General features: G+C 60.5%; 20 protein-coding genes and 1 pseudogene. 9 read left to right on the top strand and 12 right to left on the bottom strand.

Annotated features, from left to right (window positions below; translation table 11 throughout):
* Positions 1–43: 43 nt before the first annotated feature.
* The 5 genes from BLV61_RS00300 to BLV61_RS00280 all read right to left on the bottom strand — a co-directional run bounded on the left by BLV61_RS00300 (position 44) and on the right by BLV61_RS00280 (position 5,146).
* The gene (locus tag BLV61_RS00300) at positions 44–1,018 is read right to left on the bottom strand and encodes an electron transfer flavoprotein subunit alpha/FixB family protein (protein WP_047528973.1); all 975 of its coding nucleotides are present in this window, start codon (positions 1,016–1,018) and stop codon (positions 44–46) included.
* A complete protein-coding gene (locus BLV61_RS00295) occupies positions 1,015–1,803 on the bottom strand; it encodes an electron transfer flavoprotein subunit beta/FixA family protein (RefSeq protein ID WP_047528971.1) in 789 nt (262 codons plus the stop codon). The genes BLV61_RS00300 and BLV61_RS00295 overlap by 4 nt, the downstream gene beginning before the upstream one ends.
* 2 nt (positions 1,804–1,805) lie before the next feature.
* Positions 1,806–3,185: an FAD-dependent oxidoreductase gene (locus BLV61_RS00290; RefSeq protein WP_047528969.1), complete on the bottom strand. Its 1,380-nt coding sequence runs from the start codon at positions 3,183–3,185 to the stop codon at positions 1,806–1,808.
* A complete protein-coding gene (locus BLV61_RS00285) occupies positions 3,182–4,006 on the bottom strand; it encodes an aspartate/glutamate racemase family protein (protein ID WP_052193518.1) in 825 nt (274 codons plus the stop codon). Before BLV61_RS00285 ends, BLV61_RS00290 begins: the two co-directional genes overlap by 4 nt.
* A gap of 201 nt (positions 4,007–4,207) precedes the next feature.
* Complete coding sequence (locus BLV61_RS00280) at positions 4,208–5,146, bottom strand: LysR family transcriptional regulator (RefSeq protein WP_090461722.1); 939 nt, start codon at positions 5,144–5,146, stop codon at positions 4,208–4,210.
* A gap of 119 nt (positions 5,147–5,265) precedes the next feature.
* On the opposite strand from BLV61_RS00280, the gene BLV61_RS00275 reads away from it, so the two are divergent.
* Positions 5,266–5,493 (top strand): DUF2790 domain-containing protein, encoded by a 228-nt coding sequence (locus BLV61_RS00275; RefSeq protein WP_047528965.1) that lies wholly within the window; start codon positions 5,266–5,268, stop codon positions 5,491–5,493.
* Positions 5,494–5,514: 21 nt separating this feature from the next.
* Here the strand turns inward: BLV61_RS00275 and BLV61_RS31985 are convergent.
* From BLV61_RS31985 to BLV61_RS00255, 4 genes and pseudogenes are all read right to left on the bottom strand, one after another.
* Positions 5,515–5,916, bottom strand: a pseudogene (locus tag BLV61_RS31985) (methyl-accepting chemotaxis protein); the annotation flags it as partial.
* Between the two features lie 485 nt (positions 5,917–6,401).
* The gene (locus BLV61_RS00265) at positions 6,402–7,670 is read right to left on the bottom strand and encodes an OprD family porin (RefSeq protein ID WP_090461720.1); all 1,269 of its coding nucleotides are present in this window, start codon (positions 7,668–7,670) and stop codon (positions 6,402–6,404) included.
* Positions 7,671–7,720: 50 nt separating this feature from the next.
* Positions 7,721–8,929 carry a benzoate/H(+) symporter BenE family transporter gene (locus BLV61_RS00260; protein WP_090461718.1) on the bottom strand — a complete coding sequence of 403 codons (1,209 nt, stop codon included), beginning with the start codon at positions 8,927–8,929 and terminating at the stop codon, positions 7,721–7,723.
* Between the two features lie 19 nt (positions 8,930–8,948).
* Positions 8,949–10,292, bottom strand: coding sequence for an aromatic acid/H+ symport family MFS transporter (locus BLV61_RS00255; protein ID WP_047528959.1), 1,344 nt, complete (start codon positions 10,290–10,292; stop codon positions 8,949–8,951).
* 477 nt (positions 10,293–10,769) lie between these two features.
* On the opposite strand from BLV61_RS00255, the gene BLV61_RS00250 reads away from it, so the two are divergent.
* Positions 10,770–11,195: a potassium channel family protein gene (locus BLV61_RS00250; RefSeq protein WP_047528958.1), complete on the top strand. Its 426-nt coding sequence runs from the start codon at positions 10,770–10,772 to the stop codon at positions 11,193–11,195.
* A 51-nt stretch (positions 11,196–11,246) separates the two neighbouring features.
* On the opposite strand, the gene BLV61_RS00245 is transcribed toward BLV61_RS00250, so the two are convergent.
* Entirely contained in the window at positions 11,247–13,622 is a 2,376-nt protein-coding gene (locus BLV61_RS00245; RefSeq protein WP_090461716.1) for a phosphoketolase family protein, read from the bottom strand.
* A gap of 424 nt (positions 13,623–14,046) precedes the next feature.
* Between BLV61_RS00245 and fnr the strand changes: the two genes are divergently transcribed.
* Positions 14,047–14,790 (top strand): fumarate/nitrate reduction transcriptional regulator Fnr, encoded by a 744-nt coding sequence (fnr, locus tag BLV61_RS00240; RefSeq protein WP_090461714.1) that lies wholly within the window; start codon positions 14,047–14,049, stop codon positions 14,788–14,790.
* 24 nt (positions 14,791–14,814) lie between these two features.
* Positions 14,815–15,798 carry a zinc-dependent alcohol dehydrogenase family protein gene (locus BLV61_RS00235; RefSeq protein WP_090461712.1) on the top strand — a complete coding sequence of 328 codons (984 nt, stop codon included), beginning with the start codon at positions 14,815–14,817 and terminating at the stop codon, positions 15,796–15,798.
* Here BLV61_RS00235 and BLV61_RS00230 read toward each other — a convergent pair.
* Positions 15,788–16,699 (bottom strand): universal stress protein, encoded by a 912-nt coding sequence (locus BLV61_RS00230; RefSeq protein ID WP_090461710.1) that lies wholly within the window; start codon positions 16,697–16,699, stop codon positions 15,788–15,790. The genes BLV61_RS00235 and BLV61_RS00230 overlap by 11 nt on opposite strands.
* Positions 16,700–16,923: 224 nt before the next feature.
* Here BLV61_RS00230 and BLV61_RS00225 point away from each other — a divergent pair, with 224 nt between their 5' ends.
* Positions 16,924–17,487: a GNAT family N-acetyltransferase gene (locus tag BLV61_RS00225; RefSeq protein ID WP_047528949.1), complete on the top strand. Its 564-nt coding sequence runs from the start codon at positions 16,924–16,926 to the stop codon at positions 17,485–17,487.
* Between the two features lie 115 nt (positions 17,488–17,602).
* Here the strand turns inward: BLV61_RS00225 and BLV61_RS00220 are convergent, their stop codons facing one another.
* Positions 17,603–17,845: a hypothetical protein gene (locus tag BLV61_RS00220; protein WP_090461708.1), complete on the bottom strand. Its 243-nt coding sequence runs from the start codon at positions 17,843–17,845 to the stop codon at positions 17,603–17,605.
* A 307-nt stretch (positions 17,846–18,152) separates the two neighbouring features.
* Here BLV61_RS00220 and BLV61_RS00215 point away from each other — a divergent pair, with 307 nt between their 5' ends.
* From BLV61_RS00215 to BLV61_RS00200, 4 genes are all read left to right on the top strand, one after another.
* The gene (locus BLV61_RS00215) at positions 18,153–19,082 is read left to right on the top strand and encodes a universal stress protein (protein WP_090461706.1); all 930 of its coding nucleotides are present in this window, start codon (positions 18,153–18,155) and stop codon (positions 19,080–19,082) included.
* A gap of 331 nt (positions 19,083–19,413) precedes the next feature.
* Positions 19,414–20,760: a putrescine-ornithine antiporter gene (potE, locus tag BLV61_RS00210; protein ID WP_090461704.1), complete on the top strand. Its 1,347-nt coding sequence runs from the start codon at positions 19,414–19,416 to the stop codon at positions 20,758–20,760.
* Positions 20,761–20,801: 41 nt separating this feature from the next.
* On the top strand, positions 20,802–21,707 hold the full coding sequence (locus tag BLV61_RS00205) for an amino acid ABC transporter substrate-binding protein (RefSeq protein WP_090461701.1): 906 nt from the start codon (positions 20,802–20,804) through the stop codon (positions 21,705–21,707).
* A 420-nt stretch (positions 21,708–22,127) separates the two neighbouring features.
* A complete protein-coding gene (locus tag BLV61_RS00200) occupies positions 22,128–23,300 on the top strand; it encodes a DUF2252 domain-containing protein (RefSeq protein WP_341865095.1) in 1,173 nt (390 codons plus the stop codon).
* Positions 23,301–23,324 lie beyond the last annotated feature (24 nt).

Genomic DNA, 23,324 nt, shown 5'->3' with positions numbered 1-23,324 from the left:
CCACTGGGTGGCTGGCATTTTTGTTCAACGCTTGCAGCGGGCTCTATCCGGGCAGCGACTGACCCAGACCGTCAAGCAACGCCGGCAGCAACGTCTCCCAAGGGGCGACGATGCCCAGGCTGGCGACCTTGAAAATGTCCGCCTCCGGGTCCTGGTTGACGGCCACGATGCAGCTGTCGAGGCTGACCCCGGCCAGATGCTGCAACGTGCCGGAGATGCCCACCGCCACATAGATCTGCGGGCTGACAAACTTGCCTGAGACACCCACTTGCCGCAGCACCGGCACCATGCCCGCATCCACGGCCGGCAAACTGCCGCCCAGGGTGCCGCCCAGGCTTAACGCCAACGCCTCGAGCAAGGCAAAGCCTTGTTCATTCACCCCGCGTCCACCAGACACCACCAGCCTGGCGCCCTCCAGGGGCGGCAGGCGCTGTCCGCTTTCGCGTTTGTCCAGACTCAATGCCTTTGGCAGGCTGCCATGCAGTTCGAGGTTAAACAGTTCCGCCGAGGACTCGGCCTCGAGCTTCGGCCGGCCAGCGCGCAGACAGGCGAACGCCGGTCCGCTGGCCGCCCGAAGCGCCAGGCGCATGCGCCCGCCCCAGGCCGCTCGCTCGGCCAGCACCGCGTCATCCTCAAGCCGCAGTGCGACACAACGGCCCAGCGCCTGCCCATCCAGATAGTCTGCCAACAATGCCGCCAGCTCCTCACCCTGAGGACCGGGCGGCAGCAACACCAGAGGCACTTCACTGCCCAGACGGGGAATCGCCCGCAGCGCTTCGGCCACCGCGGCCACCAGGACCTGAGGCTCGTCACATTCGCCCAATGCCGCGTGCACGGCCTGATATACCAATTGAGCGCCTGCCCTTGTCGCCAATTGCGCGTGCTCGGCACTCGGCTGGCTACTGACCAGCACCACCGCAAAAGCCTCTCCGGCACCGACCTGCTGCGCCGCACCGAGTGCAGCTTCCAGTGCCTCCGCCCCCCAGGCTTGAGGAATAACCGCTAGCAGTCTGCTCATGAATTGACCCCTTGTTCTTTTAGCCAACCGATCAGCGCCGCGGCCTGCTCGGTTACGTCGCCGCTCAATAGCCGGCACTGCCCGCCTCGCGCAATCAGCGGCGCAGTCTCCAGCTGCGACAACGACAGCCCCGCACGCGTCGGCGCCGATGCCGTGACTTGGGTGAACGTCATCCGCTTGGCCTGCATGACATTTTTCAACAACGGGTGACGCAGCTTGTTGCGTCGATCATTGGTCACACTCGCCAACAAGGGCTGATCGACCTTCAGCCATTCTTCGCAGGTACCACGTTCGCGCATCAGCCACAGCTGCGCGTCCTGCCACTGGCCAAACTGAGCCATTGCCAGTTGCGGTCGACCCAACCGACGCGCCAGCAGTACGGCAATACTGCCTTCGTCCAGGTCGCCCAACTCACGCCCCAGCAGCACCAAATCATGCGCAAGATAATCGCGCTTGATCAGCCCGGCGATCTGCGTCGCTGTCTGTCGGGCATCCCATGGCTGGCAGGGTTCAAGCTGCAGGCATCGCAATGAATCAGGGCAGAACGCCGCGACACTGCGCAACAGGTTTTCACTGTTGCAGCCGTCGAGCAGCAACACGTCTATCTGTGTGTCAGGCCGGGCATCGCGCAGTTTTAGCGCCACCTCCAAAGCAGCCTCGTCGAACGGGCCGAGCAGGCGTCGGGGGGATCCTTGCTCCTGGATCAACGACTCGCTATTCAAACTGACGGGATGTAACGGGAAACGGATATCTGCCACACCCGCCAGCAGGACCAGAATTTTCATATTCAGCCCTCACTCGCATTGCCCAGGCTGGCACCGGCCAGGCGCCCGAATACCGCCGCCTTGCCCAGGGCCGAACCGGTCATGTAGGCAGCGCCGTGGAAGCCGCCGATCATCTCGCCCGCCGCCAGCAGCCCGGTGATCGGTTCGCCGAAAACATCGAGCACGTGCAAATCCCTGTCGACGATCACACCGCAGTAGGTGCCGAAAACCGCCGCCGTTGATGGGTAGGCATAAAAGGGGGGACGCTCAATGGTGCGCAGTTGACCGTGATGATGCACCAGGTGTTGACGACCGAACGCCGGTGTTTGCCCCTGGCGCACGGCATCGTTGTAGGCAGCGACTTCGGCGAGTAACACGTCCTCGGGCACTTCGATCAGACGCGCCAGTTGTTGCAATGTCTGCGCCTCGACGAACAGCCCCTCCTCCAGGCGCCGGGTGAAGTCCAGGATTCGCACCTGATTGTCACCGCTGAGCAGGATGTCCTGATCCAGGATCTGATAGCCCACACCGTAGCTCTGTTGCATCACGGCATCGCCGAGCAACTTGTAGGACTGTGATTCGTCGACAAATCGCCGACCTTCCTGGTTCACCGCGATGGCGCCCTTGTAAACCGCCAGGCAAGCGTGGTGGTTGTGCTCATCCATGGGGTGCTTGCCGAAGGTGCCCTTGATGTACGGCAGGTCACGCACGTCCGCGCCCAAGGCCCAGGCCATGCGCAGGCCGTCGCCTTCATTGCCTTCGCCACCGATGAACACCGCATTGTCGTACTGCGGGACAAAGCGGTGGATCAACGCCCGGTCCTGAACAAACCCGCCGCTGGCCAGCAGCACCGCTCTACGAGCCATGACGTCAACCACTTCGCCGTTACGCTCGACACTCGCCCCCCACACCCGGCCACCGTCCCCACGCAACAAACGGCGGGCGCGGCTGTGCAGCCAGACCTCGACCTGTTGCGTTGCCAGCGCCGCCTGTTGCAGTTGCCGCACCATGTCGGCCGGGTCCACATTGTGCACCCGTGGTACCGACTGCCCGGAGGCGGCCTCGATGACATCGGTGAACACCACGCCGTTGTCCTTGAGCCACTGGTAGGTCTGCAGTTGGTGATCGGTGTACAGCTTGACCAGTGCCTCGTCGCATTCGCCCTTGCCCACCTCGACGAGGTCGTCGAACAGCAATTGCGACGAATCTTCAATACCGTGCGCACGCTGCAGGTCGGTGCCGGCGAACGCCAGGCAACCACCACTCATGGCCGATGAACCACCGGTTTGTGCGGTCTTTTCCAGCACGATCACCTGCAAGCCCGCCTGGGCTGCAGCCAGGGCCGCGCTGAAACCCGCCAGCCCGCCGCCGATCACCAGCAAATCACATTCATAACGATTCATGCCTGATCTCCTGCTTGAATAAACGAGCCCAAGCCATAGAAGTCGAAGATTTCCCGAACCCGCTCAGGCTCGGGTTGGGCTGAGAAATATCCACGATTGCAAGTGCGTGTGCCGTTGGCGCGCCGCAAGTCCACCATGCTTTCCGCCTGTTTGACCCAGGCACCGAGCGAATCGAGCACTGGCACACCGTCCACCTCGTTAATGCCATGGGTGGCCAGCAGTACGTTCAGCGGGGCTTCGCCGGGAATGATCACTTCAGCGCCACTGGCGATCAGGCCGCGCGCCGCGCTGCGAAAACGTTCGATCAGTTCAGCGGGATCGGTGAAGCCTGCCAGCACATCGGCAAAGCGAAAGCCGACATGCCGCACCTCCGTCAACCGCCCGGCGAGACCATGGCGCGCAGCGTTTTCAGTGACCTGCTCAGCCAACTCGTCAATGAACACCAGAACCCCGAACGTTCGCCCGAGCATGCACGCGGTCAGCATCGCCGATTCGCCATAGCCCACCACTGGAATATCCAGCAGGCTGCGCGTTTCCTTGAGTGCCGGTTCCGGCAAGGTGCTGATGGCGTAGGCGTCGAAACCCTGATGCTGGGCATTGATGCCCGCCGCCATGAACTGCAGGCCATGCAGGTACTGCAGGGCCGAATACTTGATGTCGTCTCCCGGATAGTGGTTGCGGTAGGTACCCGGGCGCATCCCATGCATATGGATCTCGGTGTCCGGCCGGGCCACCCTGCGAAAATGCGCACGCAAGGCCTCGTCGTAAGCGCCCAGGTCGCTCAGTACGGTGAAACTTTGATGCCAGATACGAATGCTCATGTAAGTCCTCATTCAAAAGCCCGTCACTGAGTGCGCCAACCTTGCGGCCAGCTCACCATGCAACCCAGGCGAATATGCAATGAGGGATTATCGGCAGAGTGTCGCCGCGTAGAGTAGGTGCTGACGTTGAAGGGGCTTTTTAGAAAAGCTGCATGATCGGCGAGCGGCCAGGTACCCAAGCAGCACGGTTGATCTTTTTAGCTAGCTCATTCCCCAGTGCCGAACATCGTTCGCGATGACCTCATGTCCGGAAAAAAGCCCAGGCAACTCGGCCTTGAGAAAGTCCACCCAGGTCCTGACCTTGGCATCCAGAAAACGCTTGGAAGGATAGAGTGCATAGACGTTGCGCTCCCTGAGCCGGTGGTCGCCCAGCAGGCGCAGCAAGGTGCCCTCGCGCAGTGACCGGGTGGCGGTGTAGAACGGCAACAGGCTGATGCCCATCCCGGCCTCCGAGGCATTGACCATCGCCTCGGGAACGTTGCTCTGGAAGGTCTTGCCGGGCACCACGCAATGCTCGCCCTGCTCGTCACGGAAGACCCACTCATCGCCGTGCAACGGGTCGATCATGCGCAGGCAGCAATGTTCATTCAAGTGTTCGGGGCGGGTCGGCAGGCCCCGACGCGCGATGTACGCGGGCGATGCGCAAGGCATGCTGAAGATGCGCCCTACCGTTTGGGCAACGAATTGTGAATCCGCCAGGTCCTGGGCAATGGAGATGACCACGTCGTGCCCGTCTTCAAGGGGGTCGGGGTTGCGTTGCGACAAGGTCATCTCGACCACCACGTCCGGATAGAGCTCGCAGTAGCGGGCAATCAGCGGCGTCATCAGCACACCCAGCCCGGTCAAACAGTGCAGACGCAACCGGCCATTGGGCTCCAGGTGAGCGCCACGGGCTTCTGCGGTGGCCTCGGCCATGTCATCCAGTATTTGCCGCGCCCGCAACAGGAAGCGTTCGCCGGCTTCGGTCAGGCTCAAACGGCGGGTGGTGCGTTGCAGCAGACGCGCCTGCACGTGCTGTTCAAGTTCCGCCACCAGCCGAGACACTTGCGCCGTGGAAAAGTCCAGCGCCTGTGCGGCGGTGGTAAAGCTGCCTGCATCGGCTACACGTACAAATACGCGCAGGCTGTTAAGCAAGTCCATGGACCCTCCGGCGACAACGACTGTTGCATCTGATGTAACGCTGCATCAAGTACGGCCCTCTTTATCCCTATCTGTAGAAGAATAGAATTGACTCATCGAAACACCACGGAGAAGAAACCATGAAGACTTTGTTAAGCGTCCTGTTGGCCCTGACCACGACCGCCGTCATGGCCGGTGAAGGCAACCCGGCCACAACACCTCCATCCCTGGATATCGCAAAGGTCATCTCGGTCACCGATACCTCGACTGCCTGCGACGTCGTACCGGCGACCATGGTCTACATCGACCATCAGGGTGAAACCCACCAGTTGACCTACAACGTGATGGGCAGTTGCTCGGGCGTGTGAGAGACCGCAAAGGCACCTCGTTCACGCCGCTATCCGGGTGGCCTGCAGGGCCAACTCGTGCAAATCGGCCAACCGCTGCATGACGCGTTCGACCACTTCCAGCCTGGCCACCGCGCCACTGCGTAACTCCCCCATCGACTGCAACGCGACCTCGGCCTTGTCCAGGCCCAAACGCGTCGAATCGGTCAGTTGTTCAAGACCCTGGCGGGCATCCTGTGCCGACTTCTCCAGGCCCGTGGCAATCTGCCGGATCTGCGCACTGGAGTCCGCGGCCTGGCGCGACAGATTGCGCACCTCGTCCGCCACCACGGCAAAGCCCCGACCATGATCACCGGCCCGCGCGGCTTCGATCGCGGCGTTGAGCGCCAACAGGTTGGTCTGCCGGGCGATGTCCTGGATGCTGCCGACAATCGCACCGATGCGTACCGACTGGCTGCCCAGCTCATCGAACACCTGATCCAGGCGCTGCAGGTACTGATCAAGATCCCCCAGCACGGCAGCCGAAGACTGCATGCTCACGGCGCTTGCCTGTACCCGCTCGCCCGCGCCACGCGCCAGTTGGTTGGCAAAGCGCATGTCGTCTTCAGTCTGCTGCACCACTTGAGTCAAGTGTTCGAGTGCCACCTTTACCTCGGCGCCCGGCCAGGCGGGCTCGACCACCGGCAAGGACGGTAGCGGGACCGGTGCACTGGACACCACGGGATCCGGCTCCCGCTCCACGAGTACTTCGACCACGCGCATTGGCTGACGCTGATAAAGCACCGCCGCCGCCAGCAGCAACAGGTCGATGACGCCGGCATACATCAGGTGCATGCCGTTGCCGACAGCGAGCAGCACCACTGCGCCGCCGGCTGTAATCAGGGCCAGTCGTGCCCAGGCTTTATTGCTCATACTCGCCCCCAGTTCGCTCACAGCAACGTCCAGGTGTAGCTCAGGATCAGTCGGTTCTCGTCGATATCGGTGCGGTAATTGGAGCGCGCCATGGCATTGCGCACCCGGATCCCAAGCCCCGCGAAGGTGCCGCTCTGCACGACGTAACCGAGGTCCAGGTCGCGTTCGCGGTCCTTGCCTTCAAAGCCCTTGCCGGTGTTAACGTTGTTGCCGGTGATGTAGCGCACGGTGCTGGTCAGGCCCGGCACGCCGAGGGCGGCAAAGTCGTAGTCGTAGCGCGCCTGCCAGGAGCGCTCGTCGGTGGAGGCGAATTCATAGGTCGGCACTTCGTTACCCAGCGGCGAGATGTTGGCAAATACCCGAGGGAACGCGCTTTCACCAAACATGCCCTGGTAGCCGACGTAGAAGGTATGGCCGCCGTACTTGGCCGACAGCAGGGAGAAGAACGCCTGGTTGTCGATATTGCCCAACAGCTTCTTGCCATCCTCCCTGGCATCGAAATACCCGAGGTTGGCGCCCAGGGTCCAACTGCCCAGGGGCTGGCTGTGTTTCAGGCCCAGGAAGCCTTGATGGTAGATGTCTTCCAGTTGCCCGTACCAGGCACTGACGCTGGTGTGTTTGTCGTTGAAGGCGTAATCGCCGCCACCATAGTTGAACGCGTCACTGCTGGCCTGGCGCTGAGGCACGTAGCTGAGCATCGCTTGCATCTTCTCGTCGCCGGCCTCGTTGCGCAGGTGAGTGGAGCTCAGATGGCCGCCCTGCAACGTCAGGCCATTGATCTCTGCAGACGTGATGCTCGCCCCTTGGTAACTGGGTGGCAGCAGACGGATGTCACTGAAAACCAGCACCGGCAAGTTCGGTTGCAGTTCGCCAACGCGCAGTTCGGTTTTCGAGTAACGCAGCTTCAACGTGCCTTCCACGCGGCTGTAGTCATCGGCCGCGCGACCATCGCTTTGCACCGGTAACAGGCCGGTGTTGACCCGGTCCGGGCTGCTGTCGAGCTTGAGCCCGAGCAGGCCGATGACATCGACGCCAACGCCGATCGTCCCTTGGGTGTAACCGGACTTGGCGTTGAAGATAAAGCCCTGGGCCCACTCCTCGGCCTTCGACTGCTTGTTAGCGCCGACAATGTCCGAGTAGTCCCGGCTGAAGTAGTAATTGCGTGCCTGCAAGGTGGCGGTGGCGTCCTCGATAAAACCGCCCTCGGCGGCCATCAACTGGCTGGAACAACCCAAGGCGACAGCCGTGGACAAAAGCGTACGAGTTGCATGAATGGTTGACTTCATCGATGTGCTCTTATTGTTGTTATGAATAGGTAAGGCGTGGCGGATACAGGTCAGCGCGCCACCTCCCGGGCGCTGCTGGACGTGGCATGGGGCGGCCGCCGCGCACCCGACAGCAGGTGCGCGGCCATGCCGAAAATCAGCCCCCAGAACGCGGCGGACAAGCCGAACAGCGACATGCCCGAGGCGGTGGTGAGGAACGTCACCAGCGCCGCTTCGCGGTCATGGGGTACGGCCATGGCATTGGCCAGGGCGCCGGCAATGGCAGCGAACAGGGCCAGGCCCGCCAGGGCGGCGATCAGTTCTTTGGGGAAAGCGGCAAACAACGACACCAGGGTCGCACCAAAGATGCCCAGTACCAGGTAACAGAGACCGCCGACCACACCGGCGACATAGCGTTTGCCCGGGTCTTCGTGGGCCTCGCGGCCAGTGCAGATGGCGGCAGTGATCGCCGCCAGGTTGAGGCCATGGCAACCAAACGGCGCCAACAGCGCCGTGCCCAGCGCGCTGCAGGCGATGATCGGGCTGGCCGGCGTGGCGTAACCCGAGGCGCGCAACACGGCCATGCCCGGCACGAACTGCCCGGTCAGCGCCACCATCACCAGTGGCAAGGCGACGTTCAAGGTTGCACTCAGGCTGAACTGCGGGGTGACCCAAACCGGCGTCGCCAGGCCGATCACCAGGGCTTCGCGGTGCAATTGGCCGGTGAGTATGGCGATGGCACAGCCCACCACCAGTACCGCCATCACCGCGTAACGCGGCAGCAGCCGTTTGCACACCTGGTAGGTGACGAACATGGCCAGCACCAACCCGGGCTGACCTTGCAATGACACGAACAGGCCAGTGCCGAAACGCAACAGAATCCCCGCCAGCATGGCCGCTGCGATGGCGCCGGGCAGCTTGCTGATAACGCGGTCGAAGGCGCCCGAGATGCCGACCAGAAAGATAATCAGACTGCTCAGCAGATAGGCACCGACGGCCTCGTTCATCGAGATGCCCGGCAGCAACGCCACCAGCAGGGCCGAGCCGGGTGCCGACCAGGCAATGATGATCGGCACGCGGTAGCGCAGGCTCAGGCCGATGCCCAGCAGCGCACTGCCAATGGAGATCGCCCAGACCCAGGACGACAACAGCTCGCGAGACAGATGCGCGGCGTCCGCCGCCTGGAAAATGATCACCAGTGGGCCCGCATACGAGATCACCGTGGCAATAAAGCCCGCCACCGCAGCGGACAGCGAAAAGTCACGCATCAAGCCTTTCATCAAACAGCTCCTTGCGCACTCAAGCCTTGGCCGTGGACAGTGGCGCGGTCACCCTGGAGGCGTTTCGCTCGCTGCTGATGGCGTACAGGGTCATGGCGAGGGCGGCCACCGCACCCGGCAGGGCGAACGCCATGAAGTTGAGTTGCAGCGGCAAACTGATTCCCAGCAACGCACCGCCTAACAAAGGACCGACAATGGCGCCGTTACGGCCGATCCCCGACGCCCAGCCAAGCCCCGTGGAACGAATGGCCATGGAATAGAACTGCGCGGCACAGGCATACAGCAGGATTTGCGAACCGATGGTGGTGGCGCCGGCGATTGCGATCAGCAGGTACAACACAGGGGTCGGGCTTTTGAATCCGAGCAAGGTGATCGACACCGCGGCAATGGCGAAGAACACCGCCAGCACCCTTGGAAGGTTGAGCTTGTCGCCCAATACGCCACCGCCCACCGCACCGAAAATCGCGCCGAAGTTCAACACCAGCAGGAAGGACAAGCTTGAGCCCAGGCTGTAACCGGCGTTGGCCATGAGTTTCGGCAGCCAGGAACTCAGGGCGTAGACCATCAACAGGCAGCAGAAAAACGCCAGCCAGAGCATCAGCGTGCGCATGGCGCGGCCTTCGCGGAACAGCTGCAGTACTGGCGTGCCGGTGCCCTTCACTTCCGCCATGTGCAGGGTATCGCTGGCCTGGGCAACATAGGCCGGGTCAACGCGTTGCAAGACAGCACGCGCTTGCTCGTTGCGGCCTTGACGCAACATGAACCCCACCGACTCAGGCAGGAAGTACATGATCAGCGGCAACAGCAGCAAAGGCAGCCCCGCCACATAGAACACCGCCTGCCACCCGAAGCTTGGAATCAGCACGATCCCCAGGCCCGCCGAGAGCATGCCGCCCACCGAATAACCGCTGAACATGATGGCGACCAGGGTGCTGCGAATTTTCTTCGGCGCGTACTCGTTCATCAGCGCCACCACGTTGGGCATGACGCCGCCGATGCCAAGGCCGGCAATGAACCGGCAAATGCCAAAGGTCGTGGGACTCGTGGCAAAGCCATTGAGCACGGTGAAGCCGCTGAAGAGCATCACACAAAGGGTGATGGTTTTCTTGCGCCCGATCTTGTCGGACAGCGGGCCGAAAAACAGCGCACCGAACATCATGCCAAACAGCGCATAACTGCCCAGCGCCCCGGCCTCCAACGGGCTCAGCCCCCACTCTTTCATCAGCGTCGGCAAGACCACCCCGTAGATCACCAGGTCGTAGCCGTCGAAGATGATGATCAGGGCGCACCAGAACAACACCATCCAGTGAAAGCGGTTGAAGCGTGCGTTGTCGATAACCTCGTGTACATCGATTTTTCGCATGGCATGGGTCTCTTGTTGTTATTTTTTATTGTTCGTTTGGGCGTTTCAGCGTGCTGCCGTGAGCGGTGCAGGCAAGGGTCCACCAATGGCGGCCGCATTGTTACGCGCCATGCACAGCACTGTTACGCGGGATGCAAATGGAGGGTATTGAGACCGGCAGAGTGGCAATATCCGCTTTGCGCATATCGCTATCCGTTTTGTGCAGAGGGGTGATATCGGCGCGTTGCCATGACCCACGAGCGATTTGTCAGGGGCTCACTCAGGCCTCGTTGATTTAGCTCAATGTCTTCGCCCTGCTCAGGCGTAAAAAAGAACCGGGTTCTGGCGACCTGTAATGGGGTACGGGCAGTGCCGAAACAGTCCAGGTCCAGCAGGAAAAAGGCACCGGCTCAGTGGATGACATCGTCCTGAGAAACCTGCCTTGTCGACCCCCCTTGGTGCGGACCTCCACGCATCCGTCATCACCGGAGAATCGCCATGCTGGCAGTCACCTTGATCAACACGCTGGTGGTCATCGTCGTCGTGGTGATCCACTACGAATGCCTTTTACGCCTGAATGACTGGCTTCCGCGACTCAAGCTCTGGAGCCGCTTCAGGATTGTCGTCGGGGTGTTCGGTGCACTGGTGGCTCACGCGCTGGAAGTCTGGTGCTTTGCGCTGGTCTATTACCTGATGGTGCGCTCCGGCGACTGGGGCGGTCTGACGGGCAACTTCGATGGTTCGCTGCTGGACTGTGTTTATTTTTCCTTCACGACCTACACGACGATCGGTTTCGGCGATATCTCACCCGTGGGCAATCTCAAGTACCTGACCGGCCTGCAAGCGTTGACCGGCCTGGTGCTCATCACCTGGACGGCCTCGTTTCTTTTTCTCGAAATGCAGAAATACTGGAAGAGCAAATAGCGAAGGGTCGGACGTTGCCCCTCGCTATCACAGCCCTGCCCCCTCTGGACCTCAGCCAACGGCCACAGGCGTCCACTGCCAATTCAGCACCTCGGGCATGTCTTGCCCGTGTTCGATCAGGTAGAGCTTGTGTTTTTCCATCGTCGACCAGTACCGCGACCGCGCGTTTTGCAGTTGATCATGCAAGCGGGGTACTCGCTCGATGACGTCCAGTGCCAGTTGATAACGATCCAGGTTATTGATCACGGCCATGTCGAACGGCGTCGTGGTCGCGCCCTCCTCCTTAAAGCCGCGGACGTGAAAATTGTCATGATTGGTGCGTTTGTACAGCAGGCGGTGGATCAGCGCGGGATAGCCGTGGAAGGCGAAAATCACCGGTTTATCGACAGTGAACAGCTCATCGAACGCCGTGTCAGGCAAACCATGGGGGTGCTGGAAGGACGGCTGCAGCACCATCAAGTCGACCACATTGATGACCCTGACGCGCAAATCAGGCACGTACTCGCGCAACAAAGTGACCGCCGCCAGGGTTTCCAGGGTCGGCACATCACCGGCGCAGGCCATCACCACGTCCGGGTCCTGATCATCCCGGCATGCCCAGTCCCAACGACCGATGCCCGCCAGGCAATGTCGGATGGCGGCATCAATATCCAGCCACTGCCACTCCGGTTGTTTGCCGGCGACGATGACGTTGATGTAGTTGCGACTTTTCAGGCAGTGGTCCGCCACCGACAACAGGCAATTGGCATCGGGCGGCAAGTAGATCCGCACCACGTCTGACTTTTTGTTCGCCACCAGATCGATGAACCCCGGATCCTGATGGGAAAAGCCATTATGGTCCTGACGCCAGACATGGGACGTCAGCAAAAAATTGAGCGAAGCAACCGGCTTGCGCCACGGCACCTCGGCGGCGGTTTTCAGCCATTTGGCGTGCTGATTGACCATCGAATCGACGATATGGATGAACGCCTCGTAACAGGACAGCAGGCCATGGCGCCCCGTCAGCAAATAGCCTTCGAGCCAACCCTCGCACACCTGTTCGCTGAGGATCTCCATCACCCGGCCATCGACTGACAGGTTCACATCGTCGGGCTCCAGCGGCTCCATCCATGCCTTGGCGCTGACCTCGTAGACCGCATCCAGCCGGTTAGAGGCTGTTTCGTCCGGACCGAACAGACGGAAGTTATTCGAGGCCAGATTGTTTTTCATCACGTCGCGCAAAAACGTACCCAGTACCCGCGTGGCCTCGGCGCGCAGGCTGCCGGGAACCTCGAGCTTCACTGCATAGTCGCTGAACGACGGCAGGTCCAGGGCGCGCAACAGCCCGCCACCGTTGGCGTGGGGATTGGCACTCATGCGCCGATGCCCGGTCGGTGCCAGCGCGGCGATTTTGGGCAGCAAGGCGCCATTGGCATCAAACAGCTCGCCGGGACGGTAGCTGTTGAGCCACTCCTCCAGCTGCTGTAGATGAACGGGCTGCTGAAAGTCGGCCAGGGGCACCTGATGGGCGCGCCAGGTCCCTTCGACACGATGACCATCGACGAATGTCGGGCCGGTCCAGCCTTTAGGGGTGCGCAACACCAACATGGGCCAAAGCGGCCGCTCCAACCCGCCGGACTGTCGGGACTGGCGCGCGTCGCGCTGAATCTCGCGGATTTTCAGCACCATCGTATCCAGCGTCCGGGCCAGGGCCTGATGCACCTGTGCCGGATCATCGCCTTCAACGAAATAGGGATCGTAGCCATAGCCATACATCAGGGCCGACAACTCATCCTCACTGATTCTGGAGAGCACCGTCGGGTTGGCGATCTTGTAGCCATTGAGGTGCAGGATGGGCAACACCGCGCCGTCACGCCTCGGGTTGAGGAACTTGTTGGAATGCCAACTGGCCGCCAGCGTACCCGTTTCGGCCTCGCCGTCACCGATCACGCAGGCGACGATCAGGTCCGGGTTATCAAACGCGGCACCATAGGCATGCGCCAGGCTATAGCCGAGTTCGCCGCCTTCATGGATCGAGCCCGGAATCTGCGCCGACACATGGCTGGAGATTCCGTATGGCCAGGAAAACTGTCGAAAAAGGCGCAGCAGGCCGTTGGCATTGCGCTCAACCGAGGGGTAAAGCTCGGTGTAGGTGCCTTCGAGGTAGGTCTGCGCCACCACCGCTGGCCCGCCATGGCCGGGGCCGGCGACAAAGAGCACCGTGAGGTCATACTGATTGATCAGCCGGTTAAGGTGCGTGTAGATCAGGTTGAGTCCCGGCGTCGTGCCCCAATGGCCCAGCAAACGCGGTTTGATGTGTGCCTGTGTCAGGGGCACGTTCAGCAAAGGGTTGTCCTTGAGGTAGATCTGCCCCACAGCCAGATAATTGGAGGCCCGCCAATAGGCATCCAGCCCTTCCAGTTGCTCATCACTCAGAAAATCGCTCATGAAGTTCTCCGCCAGCGTCCGGCCTGCTGAAGTTGTTGGTCGATTCTGGGAGCCTGAAACGTTCAAGACTTGATTTACATCAAATGTCAAAGCCGACGTTCAAGCTCAATGCCGTTGGAATCCATCGATATCGACCCAGCGGTATGCGCGTTTTCCCCGTTCGTCACTTATCCCGCCAAATGACCGAATGAGGGACGCATCCCGATGACCAACACCTATGCTTAGTACACCTCCCAATAAGGCTAATGCCGATCAGTGAAGTGATTGAACGAGCGAAGAGTCAAGTGTGGCAAGGGAGTTTGCTGCTGCCGGGCAGCGAAGCAGCCCCAAAAACACGGACGGTTCGGCATTCCGACAAACTCCCTTGCAACAGATTGAAGGGCTGCTTAACTGACTGGCGTTCCCTAACAAGGCGTCATGCCCCATGCCTGAAATCCACCCACTTCACGTTCATTATATGAAGGCTGCCTGTTCCAACTGCAGCGTGCTGGAATTGTGCCTGCCGATTGGCATGAGCAGCCTGGAGGTCGAACGGCTGGATACGCTGATCGTGCAACGCTTCAAGGTCAAAAAGGGCACTGCGTTGTACCGTACGGGAGATCCCCTGCGTTCGCTTTACGCGGTCCGTATCGGTTCCTTCAAGACCAGCGTGCTGTCTGTCGATGGGCGTGAACAGGTCACAGGCTTTCACATACCCGGCGAGATGCTCGGCCTGGACGCCATCAGCGCCGATCAGCACGCCTGCAATGCGTTTGCCCTGGAAGACAGCGAAGTCTGCCCCATCCCTTTTGCGCAACTGGAGAAACTCGCGCAAAACCTGCCATCGCTGCAACACAACCTCAACAGGCTCCTGAGCCGTGAAATCGTGCGTGATCACAGCATGTTGATGCTGATGGGCAACATGAACTCCGATGAGCGGCTGGCCGCTTTTCTGCTGAACCTGTCGCAACGTTTCAGCATCCGTGGCTATTCCGCCAAGGACTTCGTGCTGAAAATGCGTCGCGAAGAAATCGGCTCCTACCTGGGGCTGCGGCTGGAAACCATCTGCCGGGGGATCGCGCACCTGCGGGACCAAGGATTGGTGGAGGTCGCAGGCCGAGACGTCAAGATCCAGAACCTGGAAGGGCTCAAGCAACTGGTCGCCGGATGCAATCGCTCTGTGCGCTAACCCTTGCACATCTGGAGAATCGTCATGCGCGCCATGGTGCTACGTACTTACGGCGAACCACTGCAGCTGGAAGAACGCCCTGTCCCCACACCCGGCCCGCACCAACTGTTAATCAAAGTCCTGGCCTGCGGCGTCTGTCGCACCGACCTGCACCTGGTGGACGGCGAATTGGCGCAAGCGCAACTGCCACGGGTCCCAGGCCACGAGATCGTCGGTGCAGTCACGGCGGTGGGCGCCGACGTCGCAGCGGACTGGATCGGCCAGCGGGTCGGGGTTCCGTGGCTGGGGTGGACCTGCGGCCAGTGCGAATTCTGTCTGTCGGGCCGGGAGAATCTTTGCGACAAGGCGCAGTTCACCGGTTGCCATCTGGACGGCGGTTACGCCGAATACACCGTTGCCGACGAGCGTTTCTGCTTCCCGATCCCCCAAGTGCTCTCGGACATTCAAGCGGCTCCGCTGCTGTGTGCCGGGCTGATCGGCTTTCGCGCGTTGCAGATGGCCAGGGGCGCGCGCCACCTGGGCCTCTACGGGTTCGGCGCGGCGGCGCATCTGGCGATTCAGGTGGCGCGGGGCCGCGGGCAAAAAGTGTATGCCTTTACCCGACCGGATGACCATGACGGTCAGGCTTATGCCCGATCCCTGGGGGCCGAATGGGCGGGCGCATCGGATCAACCGCCACCGCATTTGCTCGACGCCAGCCTGATTTTCGCGCCCGTCGGTGCTTTGGTGCCGATGGCACTGACGGCGACGGTCAAGGGCGGCTGTGTGATCTGCGCCGGCATTCACATGAGCGACATTCCCGCGTTTCCTTATCGGCTGCTCTGGGGCGAACGCAGCGTTCGTTCAGTGGCAAACCTGACCCGCGAGGATGGCAGCGCGTTTTTTCAAGAGCTCAAACACACGCCCGTGCATTGCGACGTCACTCTTTTTGCCCTGGACGACGCCAATCAGGCACTCGCCTGCTTGAGAGCCGGGCAGTTCAATGGCGCGATCGTGCTCACCCCGTAACGCCCGTCCTGACCGCCAGAATGCTGCCCGGCACCGAGTACAGCGCACGTTCAGTGTTACTGCCGATCAAGCGATCGATTCCCACTCGGTGCACGGTCCCCATCACCACCACATCCGCCACGTATTGTTCGACAAACTCACTGATCACCGGCACGGGCAAACCCATGACGAAATGCCGCCGCTCAGGCGGCACCCCATGACGATCCGCGAGGGTCACAAAAGCCTGGTGCAGGGACTGACGCAGTTCCTCGATGAAGTCCACCCCCCAACCACCGCCCACCAGCGGCGAATCGGCATTGAAGGCCGGCGACAAATCGTAGGCATACAGCAGGTGCAACGGCGCATCGCATTGCAAGGCCAGGGCATTGGCGGTTTGAATGATGGTGTCGTTCAGGCCGTTGATTTGCGTGGAAGGATCGAACGGATCGACGGCAGCCACGACCCGGTGCGGCAAGCTGTAGCGGGCCTGGTTGACCAGATGCACGGGAACCGGGCATTCGCGCAGCAGGTGGCAATCGAGCGGCGTGATGAACACTCGCTTGAGTACAGGCTCCAGGGTGACATCCTTGATCAACAGGTCGGGCTTGAGTTCTTCGACCGTTTTCAAGATGTCCAGCAGTGGATGGGTCGTGAAAACCACTTCCACCGAGACATCCAGCCCTTGTCCGCCAAGTTGTTCGACCTCGTCTGCAACCCAGCGACGATAGCGGCGCATGTAACGCTGATACCCGGCGTCGTCCGTTTTCTCTTCCCACAAATGCACGACCGGCACCGGTTCGACAAAGGCTCTTACATCCAGCCCCGCCCCGCTCACCTTGGCCAGCGCAACGGCGCGCAGCAGGGCGGGAGATTGTTGCAGGGTTTGGTCGGCAATCAGCAATAAACGTTGATATTGACCCATCACGCACCTCCGCTCGGTTCCGGCCCTTTAGCGCCGTCAGGTTCCAGACTGCGCTCGTTACCCCCTGCCCCACGTTGATTTACATCAAACACGTGCAAATCTGCGCCGTCGGCAAGAGTCTATGATCCAGATCAGATTCAAGCGCCGCCGACGGCGTAGAAAGGAATGAACCGTACGGTTCGTCACCGTGCGCCTGCCTTTCAAACCGGATGGAGGATTACCCCATGCTCACCGTCAAAGACCACAACGATCGGGCCGCAGCGGCCTACTCCACAGTCACCGGACAACACTGGATCGAAGCGCTCAAGGACGGCCGCCATGTATTGATCCGGCCGCTGACGGAGAAAGACCGCGAGCGTGAATACGCCTTCATCAAGCGGCTGTCGCCCGAGTCCCGGCACATGCGCTTTCTCTCGCAGATCAGTGAGCCCGGCACCGAGATGCTCGACCAGCTGATGGATACCGACAATAAGCAGCGCACCGCCTACGTCGCGCTGGTCCACGAAAACGGCCAATTGATTGAGATTGGTGTCGCCCGCTATGCCGCTACCTCCGAGCATGAATGTGAATGCGCCGTGACCGTCGCCGATGAATGGACACATCTGGGCCTGGGCACATTGCTGATGGAGCACTTGATCAAGACCGCACGCAAAAACGACTTTCACCAAATGTATTCGGTGGACGCCTCAAGCAACGCACCGATGCGGGACCTGGCCAAATCCCTGGGTTTCGAGACACGCAATGATCCCGATGACACTCGCCAGGTCATTCATCGGCTGCACCTGTAATACATCGCCCCGCGATGTACCGGCCAACGGTTCATCGCGGGGCGATTGAGTACTCAAGATTGCAAGTCCCTCCCCCGTTCAATCGCCTGTTTCGGTCTCAGCGTGATTCTGTCAGTCAGTCCACAAGGTCGGCGCTAATCCTTGCGCCCCGGGTATGACCAGATTGCCCCCCGGGGAATGGACGTGTGAAAGAAGTCCGGCCGGTGCGGGCAGGCCAGACATGCGGCGCATCGATTCGCGCCTTGAGTTGGTCGACAAACGCCTGGGCGCCTTCCAGGCTGTTGAAGTCCACCGCCAGGTCGTCCATGCACACCATCCAGACATCGGTTGCCTGCTTCTGCGTGATCTCAATAATCATCGAAAACCTCCCGAAAATGCCCTCGCACCCAACTGCCGGACGCTTTCGTTCCAGGTGCGCAAGCGATAAGCACGAACTCCAGATTGCGCCAGGGTGACTGAGCAAAAGTTGATCACGGTCAACAATTTCAATGACTGAACGCGCCACGCATGACCGGACGTCGGGCGGCATCGTCGTAACTCCCCGGGTTTGACAAAGATCAAGCCCGCTTCCCCGGATAGACGCAGGATGAATGCAAGGTTTCACGCCCCGATTGCACCGCAGCCGTTGGACCCAATACTTGCAAAATGACTAGAGGAGACAGGTCATGTCGGATCAATCACGTTTCATGTTGGTCGTCTCGCCCTTGATGGAAAACAGCCCCGCCTTCGATCGGGCCGCCGCACTGGCCCATGCATCGAACGCGGCACTGCACATCGTGGCGTTCGACTATCTCGAAGGGCTGGCGACCGCCGGCATGGTCAATGAGCAAGCGCTGGAACAGATGCGGCTCGGGTACGTGGAACGCCATCGCCAATGGCTGGAAGATCAGGCTCGGCCGTTGCGCAAAATCGGGGTGCACGTGACCACGGAAGTGGTCTGGGTGGAAAAACCCTTGCAGGAAATCCTGATCCATCTCAAAGAGCAGCCCATGGCTGTACTGATCAAGGCCCTGGCACACGAATCGCGTCTGTCGCGCCTGTTGTTTACGCCGCTGGACATTCATCTGCTGCGCGAATGCCCGGTGCCCTTGCATTTTGTCAGCCACATGCACCACGCCTTGCCGCGCAAGATAGTCGCCGCCATCGACCCCTTCCATCGCGAGGGGCAATACCAGGACTTCAATGACCGGATTCTGCAAGAGGCTTCAAAACTGGCGATTACCTGTCATGCCGAACTGGACGTTGTCTATGCCCATGACCTCTCTTCCATCAGCGCAGACGAATTCGGCTTCGAGAATGCCTCGACGTTTTTCTCTTCCAGCAAAGCCAAAACCCTGTTCGATGCACAGGCTGATGCCTTCCGCGAACTGTCGGAGCGCAACGGCATCCCGCCGGAGCACCAGCGCATGATCATGGGCAATCCGGCGAAGGTGCTTGCCAGCTACGCAACCGCCTATGACATCGACATGATCGTGATGGGCCGGGCCGGGCATCGTGTCATGGACCGGTTGGTCGGCAGTACGGTGGAACATCTGCTGTACAAGATGCCGTGCAGCGTCTGGGTGGTTTCGCCACAGGAATTGAATGAGGAATAAAGGAAGTAACGTGGGCGCCGTCCTTTGTAGGTCGAACCGTGTCGCCGGCAATGGACAGGATGGTTTTGCGCGACCGCACGTAGAGAAGCCTGGCCAGCCTCTACTCGCGAGTCTCGCCAATTCTTCCCGTTTTGCGGTGCAACACTGGCGTGCGTGAATCCATGTTCTAAGGTTATCCGCAGGCAACCCCTCGCAAACGAAGAACATGATCTTGCGATAACTGACCCTGCGCAAAAGCGATTCACGTGGTTAGCGGTAACGACTGAAAAGTGGTGGGTTAACGAAGGCCTCAGTGCTCGGGCAAAGGCGTTGCGCATATCAAGGAGTTCCGATGGCCGACTCAAGCAAGAAGATGAGCCTCATGGGGCTTACCACGCTGGTGACCGTGAACATGATGGGCTCGGGCATCATCCTGCTGCCGACGAGCATGGCGCAACTCGGTGCCATTTCATTGCTCTCATGGCTCGTCACCGCCGTCGGCTCCATGGCCATCGCGTATTGCTTTTCCCAGTGCGGCATCTACTGTCCGCGCTCGGGCGGGCTGTCCGCCTACACCGAAGAGGCTCATGCCAAATCGGGCTTCTTCCTCTGCTCGTATCTGTATTTTCTCTCCCTGGGTATCGCCAATGTGGCCGTCGCCATTTCTGCGGTGGGTTACATGACAGCGTTCGTGCCCTGGCTCGGCAGTGGCGCCATTCCCCTGTTCATCGGTACGGTCGGCCTGCTCTGGCTCACCACCGTGGCCAACTTCGGCGGCCCGAGCATCACGGGCAAAATCGGTACGATTACCGTGTGGGGTGTCATCATCCCGGTGGCCGGCTTGAGCATCATCGGTTGGTACTGGTTCAGGGCCGATGTGCTGATAGCCGCCTGGAACCCCAACAACCTGCCGATCTCCGAAGCCATCAGCAAGGCGATTCCCCTGACCCTGTGGGCTTTTCTGGGTATGGAGTCGGCGGCGCAGGCGTCTGATGCGGTGGAAGATCCCAAGCGCAACGTGCCGCTGGCCTGTCTCTTCGGCACACTGGGCGCGGCGGTGGTCTACATACTGTCGACGACGGTGATCCAGGGGATGATTCCCAATGCCGAACTGGCCAACTCATCCGCGCCCTTCGCCCTCGTGTATGCCCACATGTTCAATCCCACGGTCGGTAACATCGTCATGGCGCTGGCCGTGATGGCTTGTGTCGGGTCGCTGCTGGGCTGGCAATTCACCCTGGCGCAAACCGCCAAGATGACCGCGGACCAAGGGATGTTCCCGAAATTTTTCAGCAGGGTCAGTACGCGGGATGCCCCGATTATCGGCATGCTGGTCTGCGGCGTGCTGCAGACCTTGATGGCGCTGTCGACCATTTCACCCAATGCCAGCGAGCAGTTCGGCAAACTCGTCAGCCTGGCGGCCGTGACCAACCTGATCCCCTACGTGACAGCCGCCACGGGCCTGCTGGTCATGATGTACAAAGCCAGAGTCAGCAAAGGGATCTACACCCGCAACACCTCGCTATTACTGATCGCCGTGGCCTATTCGCTGTACGCCCTGTATGCCTGTGGCAAGGATGCCGTATTCGGTGGCCTCATCGTCCTTGCATTTGGCTACCTGCTCTATGGCTTCGTCTCCATACGTTTTGTCGATACGCCTCCCGCCGCCCAGACCAGTGCCGGCAGTCCTCAGCTGTAATTTTCAGGCAACACAGACATTCGAATGCGGGGCGCCAGGATATGAACGTACAAAGGATCAAAGCCACCCACTTGCTGCTTGTCAGCCTGCTCGCCATGGCGCCGGCACTGGCCGATGCCAATACCCTTGATCGCGTGCGCACGAGCAACACCTTCACGCTCGGCTACCTGCCGGATCTGGCCCCATTCAGTGTCCAGGCAGGCGACAAGGCCAGCGGTTATGCGATCGAGCTTTGCCAGAAAATCGCTGACAGCGTCAAAGTCGAACTGGGCTTGCCCGACCTGCAGGTACGTTACCAACCGGTCTCCCTCGACGACGCGATGACGGCCGTGAGCACGGGCAAGATCGACATCCTCTGTACGCCCAGCCCACCTACCCTGGCGCGTCGCAAGCAGGTGAGCTACTCGGTGCCGATCTACACCGCGGGCCTTTCGGTGGTGGTGCGCCAGGAAGCCCCCGAGGCGCTGATCAATGTCCTCAACGGCAAAGTCGCCCGTACCGGGCCGACCTGGCGGGCGACGGTCAATCATGGGCTGTCCGATCAAACCTATGCCACCACCGCTGGCGGGATCACCGAGACATGGATCCGCCAGCAAATGCGTTTGCTCGGCGTGGTGGCCAACCTGGTCACGGTCAAGAACACTGAAGCGGGCGTCAACCTGGTCGCCGAAGGCAAGGCCGATGCCTTCTTCGCCGAACGCATCATGCTGAGCAATCTCCTCGCCACGCACCCATCCGCGGCAAAGCTGGTCTTGCTGGATCGGGTATTCGAGTATTCACCGACCGCGATGGCCCTTGATCGAGACGACGAAAATTTCCGCTTGCTGGTTGATACCGCTCTCAGCGAAATGTACAGATCGGGCGAAATCGAACAGGCCTGCAATACCTACCTGGGAGGCATCAGCGACATGGCGAAAAACCTGTTCAAGGTCTACGCGATTCCCTAAAAGAGCGCCGCAATGATCGGGGCACCATGATCCGTCGCGGGAGCTGCTACGCTTGAAACAATGTACTTCGGCGCTTTCAGGAAACCGGCACACGCACTTTCTGTGGGCTGATGGAGCAGTCGCATTCCCGGATCCCGTGCCCAAGCGAGTCTGACTTCGTTGAGCAAAGGAGTGGACATGCCTCCCCGCAAAAATAGCCCCGCCCATGGCAAGACAGCGCAATCGGAAGACCACGGGGACGAGTGGGTCTTTCACTCGCGCAAGGAGCGTCTGTACCAAGGTGAACAAATACGCGAGCGCGTGCCCCATGCGGATCACGCCGTATGGAAACCACCGCGCAAACATCGTGACCCCATCGAACTCCTCGAAGTCTCCAACCGCTATCGATTGCCCAATCTGGTACCGGTGCGATACGGCCGCATGTCGCGCAGTCCATTCACTTTTCTGCGTGGCTCTGCGGGATTGATGGCGCATGACCTGGCCACGACCCCGACCACCGGCATTCAGGTGCAAGCCTGCGGCGATTGTCACCTGCTGAACTTCGGGTTATTCGCCACACCTGAGCGCAATCTGATTTTCGACATCAACGATTTCGACGAAACGCTTCCAGCCCCCTGGGAGTGGGATGTCAAACGCCTGGCGATCAGTTTTGCCGTGGCCGCAAGGGATAACCGCCTCAGCGATAAAGAGGCACGGGGCATCGCCGTCGAAAGCGTTCGTGCCTATCGCGAGCGCCTGCGTAAATTTTCGAAAATGAGCCCACTGGATGTCTGGTATGACCGACTGGATGCCCAGTCGATCATCGACATGGCGCCCAACTCAGAGATCAAGAAGTTTCGCGAGCAAGTGATCGCAAAGGCCAGGATGCGCGTCGGCGATTACCTCTACCCCAAGATCAGCAGTGAAGTCGGCGGACGGCGGCGCCTGATCGATCAACCCCCGATACTGTTTCATGTGTATGAAAAAGGCTTCATGAAAAACGTGCGCCTGACGCTGCAAGACTATCGATTGTCGCTGCCCCATGAACGGCGGGTGCTCTTCGATCGCTATCGCCTCGAAGACATTGCGGTCAAGGCCGTCGGTATCGGTAGCGTCGGCACCTATTGTTTCGTCGGCCTGTTCTTTTCCGCGGAAAATCACCCGTTGCTCCTGCAATTCAAGGAAGCCTGTCCCTCGGTGCTGGCGCCCTATGCGGGCAAGAGCGAATACGAAAACCAGGGCCAACGCGTCGTCACCGGGCAGCGCCTGATGCAGTCGTCCAGCGACATCTTCCTGGGCTGGACACGCAGTCAGAACGGTCGCTACTTCTTTGTCCGTCAGCTACGCGACATGAAGATGTCAGCGCCCATCGAGGGTATTTCCGCCGCGAGGATGAAGATGTATGCCGAGTGGTGTGGCCTGACCCTGGCCCGTGCCCACGCCAAATCAGGGGATGCCGCACTCATCAGCGGCTACCTGGGCAAGACGGATTCCTTCGACCAGGCCATCGGCAAATTTGCCATCGCCTATGCCGATCAGACTGCAAAAGACCATGCCATGTTGCTGGCCGCAGAAAAATCGGGACGGATCAATGTGTTGAGGGAAGAAGAGTAATGAGCGCGCAGCGGACTTTAGCCG

Origin of the sequence: Pseudomonas mohnii, assembly GCF_900105115.1 — a bacterium.
Lineage (GTDB): Bacteria > Pseudomonadota > Gammaproteobacteria > Pseudomonadales > Pseudomonadaceae > Aquipseudomonas > Aquipseudomonas mohnii.
This window is presented reverse-complemented; position numbering and strand designations above follow the sequence as displayed.